Raw genomic sequence first — 19,532 nt, 5'->3', positions numbered from 1 at the left:
GGGGCTGATGCTCCCGGCCCGCCACGGGCCCGTCGGCGGCTTACGCGTACGACGTGATGTCACCGACGACGGAGAAGCCCAGACCGTACGCGCTCATACCGCGCCCGTACGCCCCGATGTGCACGCCCCCGTGGGCGGAGCCGGCCAGCACCCAGCCGAACTCGGACTCGCGGTAGTGGAACGCCACCGGCACCCCGTCGACCGGCAGCGAGAGCGCCGACCACGCGGGGCCGTCCAGATCGTCGGCCAGCTCGAAGGCCGTCTCCGTCTGCTGGTCCAGCCAGTCGTCCCGCAGGGTGTGGTCCATCTGCGCGGGCCAGGTGTAGGCCAGCAGGCCGGAGCCGGCCAGCCAGGCGGCGGAGGAGACCGTCGTCGCGTCCAGGACGCCCGTGCCGTCGCCGCTGCGCCGCACCGGGCTGCTGGCCACGGTCACGACGACCGCGAACCGCTGTCTGTCCTCGCCCGCGTCGCTCCGCACCGAGGGCTCGTCGCCGTGGCCGGTGGAGCCGTGCTGCACCGTGCCGTCCGCGGCGGTGCCCACCTGCATCAGCCAGCGCGGCCCGGTGAACGCCTCGTCAAGTCCGTACCAGGGGAACGGCGCCTTCAGATAGCCGTCGACCGTGAGCCGGGCCGCCGGCACCCCCTCTGCCGTGCCTGTGTCCGGCGCACCATCCGCGCCCACCCGACTCGTTGTCTCCATCTGTCCGGCCGCCTCCTCGATCCGTAGGGTCCGGAGCGGCCCGCCCCCCTCGGGCGTCCTCACAACCGGACAGATGGAGAATAGCCATACCGTCCGGACGAGTCGGGATTGACGGGGGTCAGGTGGCGTCTGCGTCGAACGGCGGGTGATCGTCCTTCTTCGGCTGCTCACGCTTCTTCAGCAGGTCAGGGCCGCCCGCCGAGCCGTTGGCCGCGGTGACCGCGGAACCGCCCGACACGCCGCTCTTCGCCTCCACGGACGAGGTCGCGCGGCCGTTGACCGCGTCGGTGACCTCGGAGACCTCCTTGCGCAGGTCGAAGCTCTCGCGGATCTCCTTCAGCCCCAGGTCGTCGTTGCCGTCCATGAGCTGCTTGCGGACGAACGTCTTGGGGTTGAGGTCCTCGAACTCGAAGTCCTTGAACTCCGGGCCGAGCTCCGTACGGATGTCCTCCTTGGCGCTCTCCGAGAACTCACGGATCTTGCGGATGAAGCGCGAGACGTCCTGGATGACCTTGGGCAGCTTATCCGGACCGAAGATGAGCACGCCGATGATCGCGAGCGCCACCAGCTCCAGCGGGCCTATGTCATTGAACACCTTGCGGCTCCTCGTGTTCTCCGCGACCAGGTCGGATGAGGTCCGGACCCGGACCACGGTACCCGTCGAAGCCATCCGCGCGGTAGCTTCCCGTGGCCGTCACGTGCCCGTTGCCGAACCGAGCGTCAAACTCATGGTCAGGTCTTTACCACCGCGGGTCAGCTTGAGGTCCAGCCGGTCACCCGGCCGGTGCGAACGGATCTTCACGATCAGCTCCTCGCCGCTGTGCACCCGACCGCCGTTCACCTCGGTGATGACGTCACCGGGCCGGATCCCGGCCTGGGCGCCCGGACCCCCCTCCGTGACCGAGGACTTGCCGTCCGCGCCCCGCTGCCCGACCTTGGCGCCGTCACCGGTGTACTTCATGTCGAGCGTGACGCCGATCACCGGGTGGGTGGCCTTCCCGGTGTTGATCAGCTCCTCCGCGACACGCTTGCCCTGGTTGATCGGGATGGCGAAGCCGAGGCCTATGGAACCGGCCTGGCCGCCCTCCGTGGTCGAGCCGCTGTCCGCGGCACGGATGGCGCTGTTGATCCCGATGACGTGCGCGTCGGTGTCGACCAGCGGTCCGCCGGAGTTGCCCGGGTTGATCGGCGCGTCGGTCTGCAGCGCGTCGACGTAGCTGATGTCGCTGCCGTCGCCCTTCTCGCCGCCTGCCGTGATCGGCCGGTCCTTGGCGCTGATGATGCCGGAGGTGACCGTGTTGGACAGGTCGAACGGGGCCCCGATGGCCACCACCGGATCACCCACCCGCACGTTGTCGGAGTTGCCGAGCGGCAGCGGCTTGAGCCCCGAGACACCGCTGACCTTGACCACGGCCAGGTCGTAGCCGCTGTCCTTGCCGACCACCTCGGCACTGGCCGTCTCGCCGCCGCTGAACGTCACGGTGATCTCGCCGGACGAACCGGCCGGTGCGACGACGTGGTTGTTGGTGAGGATGTGGCCCTTGTCGTCGAGGACGAAGCCGGTGCCGGTGCCGGATTCGGTGCTGCCGCTGACGTGCAGGGTGACCACGCTGGGCAGCGCGCTGGCCGCGATACCGGCGACGCTGTCGGGGGCGCGGCCGCCGCCGTTGCGCTCGTCCTGGGACAGCTCGATCTGGGTGAGGCCGCCGTTGCGCTCTATGTACGCGCCGATGCCGCCGCCGATGCCGCCCGCCACCAGGGCCAGCAGCAGCGCCCCGACGAGGACGGAGCCGCGCCGGTTCTTCCGCTTGCCGCCGTCGGAGGCGAGCGGCGGGCCGGGGTTGGTGATCAGGGGCTGCCTGGGCGCGCCCCAGGGGTCGTACTGAACCCATTGCGGCGACGGCGGGTGGTGGGGCTGGGGCTGGGCTTGGGGCTGCGGAGGCTGTTGGCCCTGCGGCTGCTGGTGGCGCTGCGGAGGCGGGAAGGCGGCCGGGGGCGTCGGGGACGGGGCGGGTGCCGTCGCGACACCCGCCCCGTTCGTCCCCGAGTAGGGCGGCGGCACGGGGGTGCCGTGCGCCGGTGTCTGGACCGGGTGCTGCACGGGGGGCGCGGGCGCCCAGGGGCCGGGGCCGCCGTAGGGCGGGGTGCTGTACTGGTCGGGCTCGTGGAGCGGCTTCGCCGCCTGCGGCGCGGGCTCGGCGGCCACGGGTTCCGCGGCTACGGGCTCCGCGGCCACGGGCTCTGTCGGCTCCGCGTCCGACGGGGGTACCGCGTCCTCAACGGGCGACGGCTCCTGAGGCGCTGCGCTCGTACCGCGCCCCGGCGTGGGCCGGCTCCACCACTTCGCCTTCGGCTCGGTGGGCTTCCCGTCGTCCATGCTCTCCCCGCAACTGCCTCAACTGGCCTCTGCACGCCCCGGAGGGAGCGTCCCTCCGGAAATCCTGCCGGAATTCAACCAGGTTTGTGCATGCCCTGCGCCGGACCGGGTCACCGACGGGGAAGGAGCGGCAGTCCGTGGTTGGCGGGAACCGGCAGTCCGGCGGCCGAGGTGGGCGTCCGGGACGGCTCGGGGGAGGCCGTGGAAAGCCCGCTGCCGAGTGCCTGCGCGAACAGCGGGCTGGTGCTGTTGGGACGTATCAGCGACGGCGCGGACACGTCGGTCCGGACAGGAAGCGCGTACCGGCTTCCGGTGAGGCCGCCGGTGCCGAGCAGGGAAGGGGCGGACGAGAACGCGAGCGGCGCGGCGGTCATGACAAGGGAGACCGGGCGGTCGCCGGTACCGGCCGCCGCGAGTGTGCCGTGGCCACCGCCGCGGCGGCTGACGGTGCTGCCGCGCTCGGCGCGCGCGTCGGCGTCCAGCGGTGCGACGCTGCTTCCCGGGCCCTCGGCCCGGGTCGGGGAATCGGGCCCCGCGTCCGTCGGGAGGGCACCGCCCAGGGCGATGGCGGCCAGCGAGACGGCGCTGGCGGCGGCGAACGCGAACCTGCGGCCCCGCCACGGCGAGCGGTCGGCCTCGCGGCTGACCTCGTGGATACGGAACGTGGGCCGATCGGCCCCGGCCGGAAGGACCGCGGCGGAACCGTGCGAGGTCGGGAGGTAGCCGAAACCGTCCAGCGGGGAGCCGCCGGAGGACGAATCCGCCCGGCCGCCGGAAGGACGCGTCACGGGGAAGACTCCGTCACCGAAACGGCCCGAGCCGCCCATTGGTCTTCCCCGACCTTCGCCATCACCCCCCGGACCACCGGGAAGGCCCTGCAGCCGGGCAAGGAAGCCCTCGGAGGGGCAGGGCGGGGCCGACTCGGCGAAGACACTCTTCAGGCGCCGCTGGGCGGCAGCCTCGGCCTTGCACTTGGCGCAGGTCGCGAGATGGGCGAGCACCCGGTCACGGGCGTCGTGCTTGAGCTCGCCGTCGACAAGCGCGGCGAGCCTGTCCCCCAGGTGTTGTTCCGCGGAGGTCGGACCTGTGCCACTCACGCCGCTCCGCCCTCCCCTGCCGCGAGGACCCCGGTCAGCGAGCGCTGCTCCGCGCGGGCCTCCGGCGAACGGTGCTTCAGCGCCTTGCGCAGGTGGGAGCGCCCGCGGTGGATGCGGCTGCGCACGGTGCCGAGCTTCACGCCGAGCGTCGCGGCGATCTCCTCGTACGAGAGTCCCTCGATGTCACAGAGCACGACCGCGGCCCGGAACTCGGGCGCGAGGGTGTCCAGCGCCTGCTGGACGTCGGCGTCGAAGTGGGTGTCGTTGAAGACCTGCTGCGGCGAGGGCTCGCGGCTCGGCAGCCGCTCGGCGGCGTCGTCACCGAGGGAGTCGAAGCGGATCCGCTGCTTGCGGCGCACCATGTCCAGGAACAGGTTGGTCGTGATGCGGTGCAGCCAGCCCTCGAAGGTGCCGGGCGTATAGGTGGACAGCGAACGGAACACCCGGACGAAGACCTCCTGAGTGAGGTCCTCCGCGTCGTGCTGGTTTCCCGTCAGTCGATAGGCAAGGCGGTAGACACGACCGCTGTGCGTGCTGACGATCTCTTCCCATGAGGGCGGCGTCCACGCCTGGGAGGCATCCGAGGCGAAGGTCGCGGTCGTTGCGGAGTCGTTGGAAGAACGGTCAGCAATGTTGGTCACGGATTTCGGCTCACCCGCCGACCTGAGGAAGCGCCACAGCACTCCTCCCCGATCCACAGGCGCAGCCGCACCTCCCCTGTCGGCTCTGGTGGTGTCCAGTGGAGCCCCTACCATAGCCACCTCGCCCGTTAGCTCCGGATAAGCCTTTTTCCTGCTGGGGCCGGGGACGACCCCCGGAACCGCCTGCCCGTTGATCCCGGACCCGATCCGCGGGGCCGATCCACGGGCTTTCCCCTGTCCTTTCATAACGCCCGGTCCCATCTGCGGGTTCCCGGGTGCAGCGGATACAGTCACCGTTGCGTCAACTACGGGGACAGGAGAGGGCCATCACAGCCAACCGGCAGACGAGCTGGGCGTTCGCCGACGCCTTTGTCGCCGAGGACGAAGCACTGCGCTGGGCCCGGGACCGGGCCCGGGACGCGGGGCTCCGCTCGGTGTCACCGGGCACCGGCGCAGCGCTGCGCCTGCTCGCTGCCACGACGGACGCCAAGGCGGTCGCCGAAATCGGCACCGGCACGGGCGTGTCCGGCATCTATCTGCTGCACGGCATGCGGCCGGACGGGGTGCTGACCACGGTCGACCCGGAACCCGAGCGCCAGCAGTTCGCCCGTGAGGCCTTCCGGGCGGCGGGCTTCGCCGCCAACCGGGCCCGGTTCATCCCCGGCCGCGCCCTGGACGTACTCCCCCGGCTGGCGGACGGCGGATACGACCTCGTCTTCTGCGACGGCGACCGGATGGAGAGCCTCGACTGCCTCGCTGAATCGTTGCGCCTGCTGCGACCTGGTGGCCTGGTGTGCTTCGAGGGCGTCTTCGCGGACGGCCGTACGGTCGACTCCGCGCCGCAGCCCCCGGAGGTGCTGCGCCTGCGCGAGCTGCTGCGCGCGGTCCGCGAGAGCCAGGAGCTGATGGCGACGCTGCTGCCGGTGGGCGACGGTCTGCTCTGCGCGGTACGACGCGGCTGAGGCCGTCCCGCAGTCCCGGTCCCCCGTTGGCGCTCCCTCACATGTCACGCGGATCACATCCGGATCACCCGGCACCGAACGCACTACTGCCCCGGCGCGGATTCCGTGCCGGGGCAGTAGTGAAGTGTGGGCTCCTCTGCGTCAGCCGACGACCTTCTTGAGGGCATCGCCCAGCGCATCGGCCTCGTCCGGAGTCAGCTCCACGACAAGCCGACCGCCGCCTTCGAGCGGAACGCGCATGACGATGCCCCGCCCCTCCTTTGTCACCTCGAGCGGGCCGTCGCCCGTCCGCGGCTTCATGGCCGCCATGCTCGTTCCCCTTCCTGAAACCAGCTCATCGCAACCGGCGGCCCCATGACAGGCGCTGCCTCACCGGCATCGAACACATTGCTTCCAGGCCATTATCCCGCATCACAGACCCCGATGACCAACATCGCTCTGCATCGCTTGCGCAACGCGCTCGCTCAAAACCACCCAATTCGGCGAAGGGACTGCGATACTCCGTCCCCCTCAGCCCTCCATCGGGGCGGAATTGTTAGACGCAGGTCACATGTTCGCCTCCGTCGAAGTCGGCCATGCTTGCCTCGACAGACTTTGGACGAGGCGCAAAAGGGGATCCCACATGGCCGACGCCGTGCTCTGCGACGTGAGCGACGGGCTCGCGACGATCACGATCAACCGTCCCGACGCGATGAACGCGATGAACACCGCGACCAAGGTGGCGCTGCGTGACGCGCTGACGTCCGTCGCCACCGATCCCGCCGTGCGGGCGGTCCTGCTCACCGCCGCGGGCGAGCGTGCCTTCTGCGTCGGCCAGGACCTCAAGGAGCACGTCGCCAAGCTGGCGGAGGCCCGCGAGTCGGCCGGCGGCAACGCTCTGAGCACCGTGCGGGAGCATTACAACCCCATCGTGCGGGCCATCACCGAGATGCCGAAGCCCGTCGTCGCCGGGGTCAACGGGGTCGCGGCCGGTGCCGGTTTCGGTTTCGCGCTCGCCTGCGACTACCGGGTGGTCGCGGACAACGCGTCGTTCAACACCTCGTTCGCCGGTGTCGCGCTCACCGCGGACTCGGGCGTCTCCTGGACGCTGCCCCGGCTGATCGGCCCGAGCCGCGCCGCCGACCTGCTGCTGTTCCCGCGCTCGATCTCCGCGAAGGACGCCCACGACCTGGGCATCGTGAACAAGCTCGTACCCGGCGCCGAGCTCGCCGCCGAGGCCGCCGCGGTGGCCCGCGCGCTGGCGGACGGCCCGACCGTGGCCTACGCGGCGCTCAAGGAGTCCCTCGCGTACGGGGCGGGTCACACCCTGGCAGAGGCGCTGGAGAAGGAGGACGAACTCCAGACACGGGCGGGCGCGTCGCAGGACCACGCGATCGCGGTCCGGGCCTTCCTCGACAAGGAGCGGCCCAAGTACCTGGGGCAGTAGTCACCCCGGGACCGCCTCCCGGCCGTCCCCCGACCGGGTACGCCCCTACGCCTCGGTGCCGCGTGCCACGCAGTCGACGAGATGGTCGTCGACCAGCCCGCACGCCTGCATCAGGGCGTAGGCGGTAGTGGGCCCGATGAAGCGGAGCCCACGCTTCTTGAGGTCCTTGGACAGCGCCGTGGACTCCGCCGTGACCGCCGGGACGTCCCCGAGCGTGCGCGGGGCGGGCCGGGTGGCCGGGTCCGGGGCGTACGACCAGATCAGCTCGTCGAGCTCACCGCCCTGCCAGTCGGCCAGCACCTTGGCGTTGGCCATGGTGGCGTCGATCTTCGCGCGGTTGCGGATGATTCCCACGTCGGCCAGCAGCCGTTCCCGGTCGGCGTCGGTGAACAGTGCCACGGCGGGGATGCTGAACCCGGCGAACGCGGTGCGGAAGCCTTCCCGGCGGCGCAGGATCGTCAGCCAGGACAGCCCGGACTGGAACGCCTCCAGGCAGAGCCGCTCGAAGAGCGCGTCGTCGCCGTGGACCGGGCGGCCCCATTCCGTGTCGTGATAGGTGAGGTAGTCCTCGGTGGACAGGCCCCACGGGCAGCGCAGACGGCCGTCCGCCGCGGCTTCGGCTCCGCTGCTCATCGCCCGCCCTCCTCGTCCGGTCGCGGCGCGGCGCCGCCGGTCCCCTGACTCCCCGGCTGCTCCTCCCGCTGGGGCTGCCAGGGTGTCTGAGACGACTCCTGGGGCCCCTTGAGGAGATCCGGGCCGCCCGCCCTGGTGGCCTGCGCCCCGGCGAGCGTCGACTCCAGCTCCGCGATCCGCGCGTCCCGCTCGGCGAGCTCGGCGCCGAGCCGGCCCAGCGCCTCGTCGACATCCGTCATCCGGTAGCCGCGGACGGCGACCGGCAGTCTGAGCGCCTCGACATCCGCGCGGCCGACCGGGCGCGTCGCGGGCAGCGGATCCGTCAGCTGCTCGGGCGCCACGTCCTGAAGGATGGCGCTCCTCCCTCCGCCGATCACCGCGAGGGTGACCGCGGCGACCACAACCACCATCGCGAGCAGCAAGAACCAGAACACGCGCATCTCCCCGGGAGCGGAATTTCGTCCGGGTCCGATCGTGCCATGCGGCACTGACAGTTAGGGTCGCAGTCAGTCCCGGCGGGCGTTCTGCCGGGGGATTCACAGGGAGAAGACACGGGATGCGAAGCGGTGCGCTCAGGCTGGGGCGGCGCGAGTTCGGTGCGCACGAGCCGGTGATCATGGCGATCGTGAACCGCACCCCGGACTCCTTCTACGACCAGGGCGCGACCTTCCGTGACGAGCCGGCGCTCTCCCGCGTCGAGCAGGCGGTGGCCGACGGTGCCGCGATCATCGACATCGGCGGGGTGAAGGCGGGGCCCGGCGAAGAGGTGACCGCGCAGGAGGAGGCCCGCCGGACCGTCGGGTTCGTCGCCGAGGTGCGCCGGCGTCACCCGGACGTGGTCATCAGTGTCGACACCTGGCGCCACGACGTCGGTGAGGCGGTCTGCGAGGCCGGCGCCGACCTGCTGAACGACGCGTGGGGCGGCGTCGATCCGAAGCTCGCGGAGGTCGCCGCCCGGTACGGGGCGGGTCTGGTGTGCACGCACGCGGGCGGCGCCGAGCCGCGGACCCGGCCGCACCGGATCGGGTACGAGGACGTGATGGCCGACATCCTCCGGGTGACCGTGGGGCTGGCCGAGCGGGCCGTCGGGCTGGGGGTCCGGCCGGACGGCGTCATGATCGACCCGGGTCACGACTTCGGGAAGAACACCCGCCACTCCCTGGAGGCGACGCGCCGTCTCGGCGAGATGGCGGAGACGGGCTGGCCGGTGCTGGTCTCGCTGTCCAACAAGGACTTCGTGGGCGAGACGCTCGACCGCCCGGTGAAGGAGCGCCTGACCGGCACCCTGGCGACGACCGCGGTGTCGGCGTGGCTGGGGGCGCGGGTGTACCGGGTGCACGAGGTGGCGGAGACCCGGGACGTCCTGGACATGGTGGCGACCATCGCCGGGCACCGGGCACCGGCCGTGGCGCGGCGCGGGCTGGCGTAGCCGGGCCGGGCCGGTGCGGGCGGGTGCCGCCTGCGGCGTTACCGGCCGACCTCCTTCGTGACCAGGTTCACCGCCTCGTCCACGTCGTCCGTGACGTGGAACAGGAGCAGGTCCTTCGCGGACGCCTTGCCCTGGGCGATCACCGTGTCCCGCAGCCAGTCGACCAGGCCGCCCCAGTACGCCGTGCCGAACAGCACGATCGGGAAGCGGGTGACCTTGCCCGTCTGGACCAGCGTGAGCGCCTCGAAGAGCTCGTCCAGGGTGCCGAGTCCGCCGGGCAGGACGACGAAGCCCTGGGCGTACTTCACGAACATCGTCTTGCGGACGAAGAAGTAGCGGAAGTTGACGCCGATGTCGACGTGCGGGTTGAGGCCGGACTCGAAGGGCAGCTCGATGCCCAGGCCGACCGAGACCCCCTTCGCCTCCCGCGCTCCCTTGTTCGCCGCCTCCATCGCTCCGGGCCCGCCCCCGGTGATCACCGCGAAGCCCGCCTCGACCAGCGCCCTGCCGATCCGTACGCCCGCCTCGTACTCCGGTGAGCCGGCCGGGGTCCGGGCCGAGCCGAAGACGCTGATGGCGCTCGGCAGTTCGGCCAGCGCGCCGAACCCCTCGACGAACTCCGACTGGATGCGCATGACCCGCCAGGGGTCGGTGTGCACCCACTCGGAGTCACCCTCGGAGTCCAGCAGCCGCTGATCGGTGGTGCCGGGCTGTACCTGGTCCCTGCGGCGCAGCACCGGGCCGAGTCGCTGTTCCTCCGGCCTGACCGCGCCCTCGGGGATCTCCGCACCTTCGGGGATCCGCGCATCCTCGGGGTTGCCCATGACCTGCTCCCTCCGCCGACATCGGAGGCGTCCTGCGACGCCCCGTCTGCCGCCAGCGTAGATCGCCGGAGGTTACGGACAGGGGAATGCCGGAGGTCAGGTCGTGAGCCAGGAGCGGAGCCGCTCCTCGCAGTGGGTGATCCGCTCGACCGCGACGTGCTCGTCGCGCTTGTGGGCGAGGATCGGATCGCCGGGGCCGTAGTTCACGGCGGGGACGCCGAGCGAGCCGAAGCGCGATACGTCCGTCCAGCCGAACTTGGGCCGGGCGGTGCCGCCGACCGCGTCCATGAACGCCTTGGCCGCGGGGTGCGAGAGGCCGGGCATCGCCGCACCCGAGTGGTCGTCGACGACGAACTCGGCGACGCCGCAGCCGGCGAAGACCTCGTGGACGTGAGCCAGCGCCTCCTCCCCAGTCAGGTCGGGGGCGTAGCGGTAGTTGACGACGACGGTGCAGGCGTCGGGGATGACGTTGTTGGCCACGCCGCCCTCGATGCGTACGGCGTTGAGCCCCTCGTGGAACTCCAGTCCGTCGATCACCGGCTTGCGCGGCTCGTACGCGGCGAGCCTGGCCAGGATCGGGGCGGCGCCGTGGATGGCGTTGGACCCCATCCAGCTGCGCGCGGAGTGCGCCCGCTCCCCCTCCGTACGGAGGAGGACGCGCAGGGTGCCCTGGCAGCCGCCCTCGACCTCGCCGTTGGAGCCCTCCAGGAGGACCGCGAAGTCGGCCGCCAGCCAGTCGGGGTGGGCGTCCGCGATGTGTCCGAGGCCGTTGAGGTGTGCGGCGACCTCTTCGTTGTCGTAGAAGACGAAGGTGAGGTCGCGGTTGGGTTCCGGTACGGTCGCGGCGATCCGCAGCTGGACGGCGACGCCGGACTTCATGTCGGAGGTCCCGCAGCCCCACAGGAGCCCGTCGGCGTCGAGCCGGGAGGGGACGTTGTCCGCGATCGGCACGGTGTCGATGTGCCCGGCCAGCAGGACGCGCTCGGCGCGGCCGAGATTCGTCCTGGCGACGATGTTGTTGCCGTACCGCTCCACGGTCAGGTGCGGGAGCGGCCGCAGCGCCGTCTCGATGGCGTCGGCGAGGTCCTTCTCCTCCCCGCTGACCGAGGGGAAGTCGACGAGCCGGGCGGTGAGCGCGGGTCCGTCCAATGTGAGGTCAAGGGTGCTTTCGGCCATGGCTACGACCCTAGTGCCTCGCGTACGGTGGCCCCGTGCCCCGGACCGATTCCTCTGCCCGCCGACACACCGGCCGCCGCAGCCGCCGGCTGCGCGTCGCGGCCGCCTTCGCCGTGCTCGTGGCCGTGGGCGGCTATCTGACCGTCTCGTACCTGTCGGGCGGCACGAGCTCCGACCAGTGCACCGTGCACTCCGCGGACGGTTCGTCCGGAGAGGGGCGTACGTACCGGCTGAGTCCGGAACAGGCCGCGAACGCCGCGACGATCTCGGCTGTCGGCACCACCCGCGGGATGCCGGAGCGGGCGGTGACGATCGCGCTGGCGACGGCTCTCCAGGAGTCCGGGCTGCGCAATATCGACCACGGCGACCGGGACTCCCTGGGGCTGTTCCAGCAGCGTCCCTCACAGGGCTGGGGCACCGGGCAGCAGATCCTGGACCCGGTCTACTCGGCCGGGAAGTTCTACGAGCACCTGGCCGAGGTCCCGGGTTACTCGCGGCTTCCGCTGACGGTGGCCGCGCAGCGCGTGCAGCGCAGCGGTTTCCCGCAGGCGTACGCGAAGCACGAGCCGGACGCCGCGCTGCTGGCGGCCGTGCTGACCGGCCGGACGCCGGCCGCGCTGACCTGTGCGCCGCCACGCGCCACGGCCGGGACGGGCGATGTCAAGAAGGTGCGGGCCGCGCTGACCCGCTCCTTCGGCAAGGGCGTGCTGCCGGCCGCGGACGCTGCGGACGAGACCCCGACGGCGGGCGCGACGGCTCGGGGTTCGCTCTCGGTGCCGGTGCGGTCGGGCGGCGCGGCCACGGAGGGCGGCGTTCCGCAGCACGGCTGGGAGCTCGCGCACTGGGCGGTGGCGCAGTCCGAGGTGCTGGGCATCGACGAGGTCGGGTACGCGGGCCAGGTCTGGAAAGCCGGATCGGGCTGGCGGACGGAAAGCAGGAAAACGGGCACCACAGAGGTCCGTATGCGCTTCGTGCATTAGTACGGCGGGTCCCTCTTGCGGGGGGTCCGGGCATTCTCGTAACGGCCTCCGCACACGGGTTCGCGTGCCGCCTTCCGGATGGCCCAATTCCCTTGTGATCAAAGGGCAGTGACGGTTCATCATGCGGTCGGGGAATGCATTGTTTGCCCGGGTTCCTCCGTTGCGGATTATCTGACGCATTGCCGACTCTTTACGCCGGTTCACCGCAACCTCCCCCGCCCCCACGACGGTTGTCATGGCGTCCGGTCCACGGACAGACAGATTCCACATCCCGTCGAAGGAGCATCATGTCCCTCCCCCTGACCCGTCGGATCGCCCGTACCGCGCTGCTGATCGCGGCGGGTGCGGCCCCCGTGGTCGGTGCGGCCGGCGCCGCCGGTGCCGCTGAGCTCCCGCAGGCCCCGGAGCTCGGCGGTCTCACCTCCGTCGACGGCGCCGGTCTCGGCAAGACGGTCGACGGCTCGGGCCTCGGCAAGACGGTCGACGGCGTGTCCAAGCAGGGCGCCGAGACCGGTGGCAAGGTCGTCGGGACCACGCTGCCGGTGGCGAGCAAGACCCTCGGCGAGACGGCCGGCAAGGCCGCCCCCGCCGTCGGCAAGGCGGCGACCGGCGGCGCGACCGGCAGCCTCGGCGGCCTTCCCACGCAGGGCCTGCCGCTCGGCTGATCCACACCGACCGGTGCGGTCACGCGCGAGGGCCTGAGGGGTGCGTACCCCTCAGGCCCTCGCGCGTGTCGGCCGGCCGGTGCTCAGCCCAGCCGCTTGACCGCGGCCGCCACCCGCTCGTCCGTGGCCGTGAGCGCCACGCGTACGAAACGGTCGCCGGCCGGCCCGTAGAAGTCCCCGGGCGCCACCAGGATGCCCAGCTCCGCCAGGTGGGCCACGGTGTCCCAGCACGGCTCGTCGCGGGTCGCCCACAGGTAGAGGCTCGCCTCGCTGTGCTCGATGCGGAAGCCGTGGGCCTCCAGCGCCGTCCGCAGGGCGGCGCGGCGGGCGGCGTACCGGGCGCGCTGCTCGGTCACGTGCGCGTCGTCACCGAGGGCCGCGACGGTGGCGGCCTGGACCGGTGCGGACGTCATCATCCCGCCGTGCTTGCGGATCAGCAGCAGCTCACCCAGGACGGCCGCGTCGCCCGCGATGAAGGCGGCCCGGTAACCGGCGAGGTTGGAGCGCTTGGAGAGCGAGTGGACGGCGACGACGCCCTCGTACGTACCGCCGCAGACGTCCGGGTGGAGCACGGAGACCGGTTCGGCCTCCCAGCCCAGCTCCAGGTAGCACTCGTCGCTGAAGACCAGCACGTCGTGCTCGCGCGCCCAGGCGACGATCCGGGTCAGCTCGTCCTTGTCCAGCACCTCTCCGGTGGGATTGGACGGGGAGTTGAGCCAGAGCAGCTTGAGCCCGGCCGGGTCCAGCTCGGTCGGGTCGTCGTACGCGACCGGCTCGGCGCCGCAGAGCCGGGCGCCGACCTCGTAGGTCGGGTAGGCGAGCCGCGGGTAGGCGACCCTGTCGCCGGCGCCGAGGCCGAGCTGGGTCGGCAGCCAGGCCACCAGCTCCTTGGAGCCGACGACGGGCAGCACGTTCTCGTGGGCCACGGAGACCGCGCCGAGCCGCCGCTCCACCCAGCCGGTGAGCGCGTCGCGCAGCGCGGGGGTCCCCCACACCGTCGGATAGCCGGGGCTGTCGGCCGCGGCGACGAGCGCCCGCTGGATCAGCTCGGGCACCGGGTCGACGGGGGTGCCGACGGACAGGTCCACGATGCCGTCCGGGTGGTCCCCGGCCGTCGACTTGTAGGGCGCGAGCCTGTCCCAGGGAAAGACGGGGAGGCGGGAGGAGACTACTGCGGACACGGATCTCTGCTTTCTCGTACGGGGGTTCGGGCGGGAGCCCCGGCTGCACGCGGAAACGCCTCGGTCCCGCACGGTGACGAGCCGTACGGGACCGAGGTGACGCACGTGCCGGACGCTGTTACTGGTTCTGCGGCGGCAGTGCCGCGATGAACGCGTGGTCGCGCTCGATCAGACCCAGCTTGGAAGCCCCACCCGGCGACCCGAGGTCGTCGAAGAACTCGACGTTCGCCTTGTAGTAGTCCTTCCACTCCTCCGGGGTGTCGTCCTCGTAGAAGATCGCCTCGACCGGGCAGACCGGCTCACAGGCTCCACAGTCGACGCACTCGTCCGGGTGGATGTACAAGGACCGCTGGCCCTCATAGATACAGTCGACGGGGCACTCTTCGATGCAGGCCTTGTCCTTTACGTCGACACAAGGCTGCGCGATGACGTAGGTCACGCTGTCGTTCCTCCTCGGTAGGGCGTTGGCTCTCGCGCGGGAGCGCGGCGTCGTCGATGCCCGCACCTAGTATCTCCGTTCCCGGGCACGATCCGAACAGGAGGGGCGGACAGAGCTGTGGAATTCACCATCGGCGGACGGCTGGAGATCCGGATCACACCGACTGACGTGGGCAAACGGGTATCAGTCCGGCGCCTGCTGGAAGACGGTCCGAACGGCCCGAAATTCACTGACACGGTCGGTGTTCTCACATCGTGGAACGACGGTGTGCTGTCCGTCACACCCAAGAGCGGTGAATCCGTCCGCATCATGGAATCGGCTCTGGTGGCCGGCAAGACCGTGCCCGCCGCGCCGGCCCGGCGACGGGGCCCCGCGGCCTCCTTCGGTGAACTGGCCCGGGTCTGCGCCCGCGCCTGGCAGCCGGTGGAGAGCGAGCCGCTAGGTGACTGGCGGCTGCGCGCCTCCGCGGGGTTCACCCGGCGCGCCAACTCCGTGCTGCCGCTCGGGGATCCGGGCGTTCCGCTCGACACCGCGCTCGCGCGGGTCCGGCAGTGGTACGCGGACCGGGGGCTGCCGCCGTACATCCAGACGGCGACCGGCGCGGAGGGCACCCAGGAGGAGCTGTGCGCGGCGCTGGAGAGCGCCGGGTGGCGGCGCGAGGTGACGGCGGAGGTACGGATCGCGGCGCTGGCCCCGATCGGTGATCTGCCGGCCGAGGTGTCGCGGGTGCGGCTGAGCCGTGCGGTGGACGCGGCGTGGCTCTCCCGCTACCAGCGCTTCGAGAGCCCCCGCCCGGAGGTGTCGGCGGTGCTCGGCAGCGGCCCCTCCGTGTGGTTCGCGACCGTGCCGGGCGACGACGGTGACGCCGCGCCCGCCGCGATCGGCCGCTGTGTGGTGGACGGGCGGTGGGCCGGGTTCATGGCCGTCGAGGTCGCTCCCGAGCACCGGCGCAGGGGGCTCGCCACCGCGGTGATGACCGCGCTGGCCCGGCAGGCGATGGACGAGGGCGCCTCGGCCGGGTGGCTCCAGGTGGAGGCGGAGAACGAGGGCGCCCGCGCGCTGTACGACGGGATGGGGTTCGCCACCCATCACCGGTACCACCACTTCCGCCCCTCCGGACAGGCGTAGCGCGATGGCTTCCGGGAGGCACGACAGGGAAGAGCTCCGCCGCCGGTTCGCTGCGGAGGCGCGGGCCGAGCGGCCGGACCTGGCGCTGCTCTGCCTGCTGCTGGCGGCAGAGGCGGACCCCGCGCTGGACGCGAACGGCATCGACGCGGCGCAGATCGAGCTGGACCGGCTCGCGGGCCTGCTGCCGTACGGGCTGCGCGGCGGCCGGGCCTGGGCCTCCGCGCTCGCTGAACTGCTCGGTGAGCGGTACGGGTTCGAGGGTTCGTCGGCGGAGTACCAGCGGCTTGAGTCGTCGCTGCTGCACGAGGTGCTGCGGCGCCGGCGCGGGCTGCCGATCCTGCTGTCCGTGGTGTGGATCGAGGTGGCCAGGCGGGCGGGCGCCCCGGTCTACGGCCTGGCGCTGCCGGGCCATTTCGTGGTCGGTTTCGGCGATCCGGAGGAGCGGGTGCTGGCCGATCCGTTCGCCGGCGGCCGCCCGCTGTCGGGCCAGGACGCGGAGCTGCTGGTGACGAGCACCACCGGGGAGGCGCTCGACCCGTCGGCGCTGGTGCCCGCGCGGCCGCTGGAGACGGTGCTGCGGATCCTGAACAACATCCGGGCCTGGGCGGCGACCCGCCCGGAGCGCTCCGACGTGGCGCTGTGGGCGGTGGAGCTGTCCCTCCTGCTGCCCTCGCACCCGGCCAGGCTGCGCTACGAGCGGGCCCAGCTGCTGGTCCGCAGCGGGGAGTTCCTGCGCGGGGCGGCGGAGCTGGAGGAGTACGCGGACGTGGTCGCGGACGTCGAGCCGGAGGCCGCGGAGGCGGTCCGGCGCAGCGCGCGGGCGGTCCGCGCCCGGCTGAACTGACCGGGCACGGGCCGCCCGCGCGGCGCCCCGCGTGTGCGGTCAGCCGCCGGATGGGCCCTGTCCCCGCAGCGCCGCGTGCAGCAGGTACTCCTTCCGGTCGAGCGGGTTGTGGTCGGTGCGGGAGCGGCTCGGGACGGAGCCGATGACCGCACGGTGCGAGGCGAACGCGGATTCGAGCACCCCTTCGCCCCGGGTCAGCGACGGGAGCCGCTGCTGCAGCTCATGCACCCTGGCCGCCGGGATCTCGCCCTCCAGCACGCAGTTCGCGCCGTCCAGGGACGGAGGGCCGGGGACGGCCGTCAGGTGGGCGAGGACGGGCAGGAGCGGGCCGAGCGCGTCCGTGGGCAGTTCCAGCCTGAACCGGTGCATCGGCTCGTACACCGTGGTGCCCGCCCGCCTGAGCGCGGTCATCAGGACCAGTGGGGTCAGGCTGCGGAAGTCCCCGGCGGTGCTCGACATGGACTTGTCGAACGTGCCGTGCGCGTGGCTCTGGCGGGGCCAGTAGCCGGAGTGCGTCATGGTGACCGTGCAGTCGGTCACCTGCCATCCGTTCAGGCCCTGTCCGAGCGTTTCGAACACGGTCTCCTCGACCGCCCGCATCAGGGAGTACGGCATGGAGCCGAGCTCCACCTCCAGCCGGTAGTCCACCCCGCTGCCGGCCGGGGCGGGATCGACGCGCAGGCCGACCGTCGCGAGAAAGGGATTGTCGTCCTTGTCGATGATCTCGAATGCGGCACCGGTGCCGGACGGCCTTTCCAGACAGATCGTCGTGGTCTCGCGGAAGGTCACGTCGATACCGAATTCCTCCGCGAGCGTCGCCTCGATGACTTCCTTCTGGACTTCTCCGTAGAGCGATACGGAGACCTCCTTACGGATGTCGTCCTGCCGCAGGTCGATCAGCGGATCCTGTTCGGCGAGCTGCGCGAGGGCGAAATGCAGTTCACCCCTGGACGCGGGCGCTTCCGGTACGACGACGGATTCCAGGGTGGGCGGGGCGAAATGGTGTTCCCCGGCCCCTTCCGGGGCGACACCGACCGCGTCCCCGATCCGGATGTCACCCAGTCCGCGGAGCTTCGCGATGCGTCCCGGTCCGACCGATGGACGGGGACCGTCGGAGCCGTCCGCGAAGACGTTGATCCCGGTCACCCTGCCCTCACCGGCCGCGCCCGGCCCGCGCCCGAACGGCAGCCGGTCGCGGGTGCGTACGGTGCCGGAGAACATCCGGACGTACGCGAGCTTCTCGCCCGCCGGGCCGCGTTCGACCTTGAAGACGGTGCCGGAGACCGGCCCGTCGGCATCCCCGCGCGCGCCGGGCAGCAGCTCCTTGATCCCGCTGGTCAGCGCGGCGATTCCGGCGCCCGTCACGGCCGAGCCGAAGTACACGGGGTGGACGAGCGCCCGCCCGGTCTGGGCCGCCAGCTCCTCGTGGAGCCGGCCGGACGCGAGCGTGCCGCCGCCCTCGACGTACTCGGTCAGCAGGGCGTCGTCGTGCTCGGTGAGCAGGTCCGTCAGCCGGCCGGTGAGCCCGGGGTCGTCGGCAGCGTAGGACGGGGAGTGCGCGTCGCGGGTGCCGAGACCGGTGACGGCCGGGCCCATCGCGACGGCGTTCGGCGTGAGCTTCTCCGTGATGCCGCGCAGCACCCGCCCGTACCGGGCTCCGGCGCGGTCGGTCTTGTTCACGAAGACGAGTGTCGGGATGCGCAGCCGCTGGAGCGTCCGCATCAGTACGCGGGTCTGCGCCTGGACGCCCTCCACGGCGGAGATGACCAGCACGGCGCCGTCGAGCACGCTCAGTACCCGTTCCACCTCGGCGATGAAGTCCGGGTGGCCGGGGGTGTCGATCAGGTTGACGGTGACGTCGTCGAGGTCGAACGAGACGACCGCGGACTTGATCGTGATGCCGCGTCGCCGTTCGAGCGCGAGGGAATCGGTGCGGGTGTTCCCGTCGTCGACGCGGCCCAGCTCGTCGATGATTCCGGCGGTGTGGAGCAGCCGCTCCGTCAGGCTTGTCTTACCGGCGTCGACATGCGCCAGAATGCCAAGATTCAGCGTGTGCACAGAACTCCATGTTCTCAGTTTCGGTGTGAATTCCCGTCTGAACGAACACGTGAGATCGGCGCATGGAAGTCTCCTGGCTCTGTCGGCTTGTGCGGTGAGTAGAGCAGCTGGGCCGGCGGCGGTGCAACCGAATTACCGGGCCGCGGAACCGGGCTCCGGTGCGGTGAGGAACTGTCAGCGGACGACCGGTCCGGGAAAGTCCAAACATCGCCCCGGCGCGGCGTGCCGTCCAACGGGTGATTATCCGTGCTCCGCCACTCGATGAGCCCATGGCGTAGCTCCAATGCGGCGCTCTCCGATGGCGCGCCCCGGAGTTCCGACTGACGGTGGATCACGTAGCCACTGCGCCACTACGAGTCGACATTCCGTCACTCTTCGCAGTCGCGACGAAAGGAAATGTGTTCAGATGCGCTCTGCCCGCACACTGTTCGCTACGGCCGCCGTCACGGCGGTCCTCTCGGTCACCGCTCCCTCCGCCTACGCCATCGCCGTCTCCAACGACGGGGGTCACGACAGCGGCTCCTCCTCCAGGAGCGAGGAGCACGGCAAGTCCGACGAGCACGGCAAGTCCGACGAGGGCGGCAAGTACAAGGACAACGACAAGCCGCACGGTGGCGTCCACACCGGCGGCGGCGCCCTCTCGATGACGGTCGCCGGCGACCGCGACGAGCACGGCAAGTCCGACGACGAGCACGGCAAGTCGGACGACGACTGGAAGAAGGACAAGCCGCACGGTGGCGTGCACACCGGTGGCGGCGCGCTGTCGATGACGGTCGCCAAGGAGTGGAAGCCCGGCGACGAGGGCGGCAAGTACAAGGACGAGGACAACGAGAAGCCCCGCGGCGGCATGCACACCGGCGGCGGCGCCCTGTCGTCGACGGTCGCCAAGGAGTGGAAGCCCGGCGACGAGGGCGGCAAGTACAAGGACGAGGACAACGAGAAGCCCCGCGGCGGCATGCACACCGGCGGCGG

At 71.6% G+C, this 19,532-nt stretch carries 21 protein-coding genes; 8 read left to right on the top strand and 13 right to left on the bottom strand.

The window, feature by feature from the left end:
- Window positions 1-40 precede the first annotated feature (40 nt).
- The 5 genes from ACFVQ0_RS12150 to sigE form a co-directional block, all read right to left on the bottom strand.
- Window positions 41-700, bottom strand: coding sequence for a hypothetical protein (locus ACFVQ0_RS12150; RefSeq protein WP_390087032.1), 660 nt, complete (start codon window positions 698-700; stop codon window positions 41-43).
- Window positions 701-818: 118 nt separating this feature from the next.
- Window positions 819-1,295: a sec-independent translocase gene (locus ACFVQ0_RS12145; RefSeq protein WP_390087030.1), complete on the bottom strand. Its 477-nt coding sequence runs from the start codon at window positions 1,293-1,295 to the stop codon at window positions 819-821.
- Window positions 1,296-1,394: 99 nt separating this feature from the next.
- Window positions 1,395-3,077: a S1C family serine protease gene (locus ACFVQ0_RS12140; RefSeq protein WP_390087028.1), complete on the bottom strand. Its 1,683-nt coding sequence runs from the start codon at window positions 3,075-3,077 to the stop codon at window positions 1,395-1,397.
- Between the two features lie 110 nt (window positions 3,078-3,187).
- Window positions 3,188-4,174, bottom strand: coding sequence for a zf-HC2 domain-containing protein (locus tag ACFVQ0_RS12135; protein WP_390087026.1), 987 nt, complete (start codon window positions 4,172-4,174; stop codon window positions 3,188-3,190).
- Window positions 4,171-4,929 (bottom strand): RNA polymerase sigma factor SigE, encoded by a 759-nt coding sequence (sigE, locus tag ACFVQ0_RS12130; protein ID WP_199884446.1) that lies wholly within the window; start codon window positions 4,927-4,929, stop codon window positions 4,171-4,173. Before sigE ends, ACFVQ0_RS12135 begins: the two co-directional genes overlap by 4 nt.
- Window positions 4,930-5,111: 182 nt before the next feature.
- Between sigE and ACFVQ0_RS12125 the strand changes: the two genes are divergently transcribed.
- A complete protein-coding gene (locus tag ACFVQ0_RS12125) occupies window positions 5,112-5,777 on the top strand; it encodes an O-methyltransferase (protein ID WP_073736600.1) in 666 nt (221 codons plus the stop codon).
- A 141-nt stretch (window positions 5,778-5,918) separates the two neighbouring features.
- Here ACFVQ0_RS12125 and ACFVQ0_RS12120 read toward each other — a convergent pair whose 3' ends face one another.
- Window positions 5,919-6,086, bottom strand: a complete 168-nt coding sequence (locus tag ACFVQ0_RS12120; RefSeq protein ID WP_003966491.1) for a DUF3117 domain-containing protein — start codon at window positions 6,084-6,086, stop codon at window positions 5,919-5,921.
- 313 nt (window positions 6,087-6,399) lie between these two features.
- Between ACFVQ0_RS12120 and ACFVQ0_RS12115 the strand changes: the two genes are divergently transcribed.
- Window positions 6,400-7,203, top strand: coding sequence for an enoyl-CoA hydratase/isomerase family protein (locus ACFVQ0_RS12115; RefSeq protein ID WP_390087023.1), 804 nt, complete (start codon window positions 6,400-6,402; stop codon window positions 7,201-7,203).
- 45 nt (window positions 7,204-7,248) lie between these two features.
- Here the strand turns inward: ACFVQ0_RS12115 and ACFVQ0_RS12110 are convergent, their stop codons facing one another.
- Together ACFVQ0_RS12110 and ACFVQ0_RS12105 are read right to left on the bottom strand one after the other, a co-directional pair.
- Window positions 7,249-7,836 (bottom strand): DNA-3-methyladenine glycosylase I, encoded by a 588-nt coding sequence (locus ACFVQ0_RS12110; protein ID WP_390087021.1) that lies wholly within the window; start codon window positions 7,834-7,836, stop codon window positions 7,249-7,251.
- Window positions 7,833-8,270 carry a DivIVA domain-containing protein gene (locus tag ACFVQ0_RS12105; protein ID WP_390087019.1) on the bottom strand — a complete coding sequence of 146 codons (438 nt, stop codon included), beginning with the start codon at window positions 8,268-8,270 and terminating at the stop codon, window positions 7,833-7,835. The genes ACFVQ0_RS12110 and ACFVQ0_RS12105 overlap by 4 nt, the downstream gene beginning before the upstream one ends.
- A gap of 122 nt (window positions 8,271-8,392) precedes the next feature.
- On the opposite strand from ACFVQ0_RS12105, the gene folP reads away from it, so the two are divergent.
- Window positions 8,393-9,265, top strand: a complete 873-nt coding sequence (gene folP, locus ACFVQ0_RS12100; RefSeq protein WP_390087017.1) for a dihydropteroate synthase — start codon at window positions 8,393-8,395, stop codon at window positions 9,263-9,265.
- A gap of 38 nt (window positions 9,266-9,303) precedes the next feature.
- Here the strand turns inward: folP and ACFVQ0_RS12095 are convergent, their stop codons facing one another.
- Window positions 9,304-10,089: a TIGR00730 family Rossman fold protein gene (locus tag ACFVQ0_RS12095; protein WP_390087015.1), complete on the bottom strand. Its 786-nt coding sequence runs from the start codon at window positions 10,087-10,089 to the stop codon at window positions 9,304-9,306.
- A gap of 96 nt (window positions 10,090-10,185) precedes the next feature.
- Entirely contained in the window at window positions 10,186-11,265 is a 1,080-nt protein-coding gene (dapE, locus tag ACFVQ0_RS12090; RefSeq protein WP_390087013.1) for a succinyl-diaminopimelate desuccinylase, read from the bottom strand.
- A gap of 35 nt (window positions 11,266-11,300) precedes the next feature.
- Between dapE and ACFVQ0_RS12085 the strand changes: the two genes are divergently transcribed.
- Window positions 11,301-12,245 carry a hypothetical protein gene (locus tag ACFVQ0_RS12085; protein WP_390087011.1) on the top strand — a complete coding sequence of 315 codons (945 nt, stop codon included), beginning with the start codon at window positions 11,301-11,303 and terminating at the stop codon, window positions 12,243-12,245.
- A gap of 287 nt (window positions 12,246-12,532) precedes the next feature.
- Window positions 12,533-12,910 (top strand): ATP-binding protein, encoded by a 378-nt coding sequence (locus ACFVQ0_RS12080; protein ID WP_390087009.1) that lies wholly within the window; start codon window positions 12,533-12,535, stop codon window positions 12,908-12,910.
- An 83-nt stretch (window positions 12,911-12,993) separates the two neighbouring features.
- On the opposite strand, the gene dapC is transcribed toward ACFVQ0_RS12080, so the two are convergent.
- Window positions 12,994-14,091: a succinyldiaminopimelate transaminase gene (gene dapC, locus ACFVQ0_RS12075; RefSeq protein WP_390087007.1), complete on the bottom strand. Its 1,098-nt coding sequence runs from the start codon at window positions 14,089-14,091 to the stop codon at window positions 12,994-12,996.
- A 118-nt stretch (window positions 14,092-14,209) separates the two neighbouring features.
- Window positions 14,210-14,530: a ferredoxin gene (gene fdxA / locus ACFVQ0_RS12070; RefSeq protein ID WP_018956287.1), complete on the bottom strand. Its 321-nt coding sequence runs from the start codon at window positions 14,528-14,530 to the stop codon at window positions 14,210-14,212.
- Between the two features lie 117 nt (window positions 14,531-14,647).
- Between fdxA and ACFVQ0_RS12065 the strand changes: the two genes are divergently transcribed.
- Both ACFVQ0_RS12065 and ACFVQ0_RS12060 read left to right on the top strand, forming a co-directional pair.
- Window positions 14,648-15,658 carry a GNAT family N-acetyltransferase gene (locus ACFVQ0_RS12065; RefSeq protein WP_390087005.1) on the top strand — a complete coding sequence of 337 codons (1,011 nt, stop codon included), beginning with the start codon at window positions 14,648-14,650 and terminating at the stop codon, window positions 15,656-15,658.
- A 4-nt stretch (window positions 15,659-15,662) separates the two neighbouring features.
- On the top strand, window positions 15,663-16,502 hold the full coding sequence (locus ACFVQ0_RS12060; protein WP_390087003.1) for a tetratricopeptide repeat protein: 840 nt from the start codon (window positions 15,663-15,665) through the stop codon (window positions 16,500-16,502).
- 39 nt (window positions 16,503-16,541) lie between these two features.
- Here the strand turns inward: ACFVQ0_RS12060 and ACFVQ0_RS12055 are convergent, their stop codons facing one another.
- Window positions 16,542-18,560 carry a GTP-binding protein gene (locus tag ACFVQ0_RS12055; RefSeq protein ID WP_390087001.1) on the bottom strand — a complete coding sequence of 673 codons (2,019 nt, stop codon included), beginning with the start codon at window positions 18,558-18,560 and terminating at the stop codon, window positions 16,542-16,544.
- 406 nt (window positions 18,561-18,966) lie between these two features.
- Between ACFVQ0_RS12055 and ACFVQ0_RS12050 the strand changes: the two genes are divergently transcribed.
- Window positions 18,967-19,532, top strand: a 566-nt coding sequence (locus tag ACFVQ0_RS12050) for a hypothetical protein (RefSeq protein ID WP_390086999.1), incomplete at its 3' end; no start/stop codon positions are given.

Source organism: Streptomyces sp. NPDC057900, assembly GCF_042887885.1.
Classification (GTDB): Bacteria; Actinomycetota; Actinomycetes; order Streptomycetales; family Streptomycetaceae; genus Streptomyces.
This window is presented reverse-complemented; position numbering and strand designations above follow the sequence as displayed.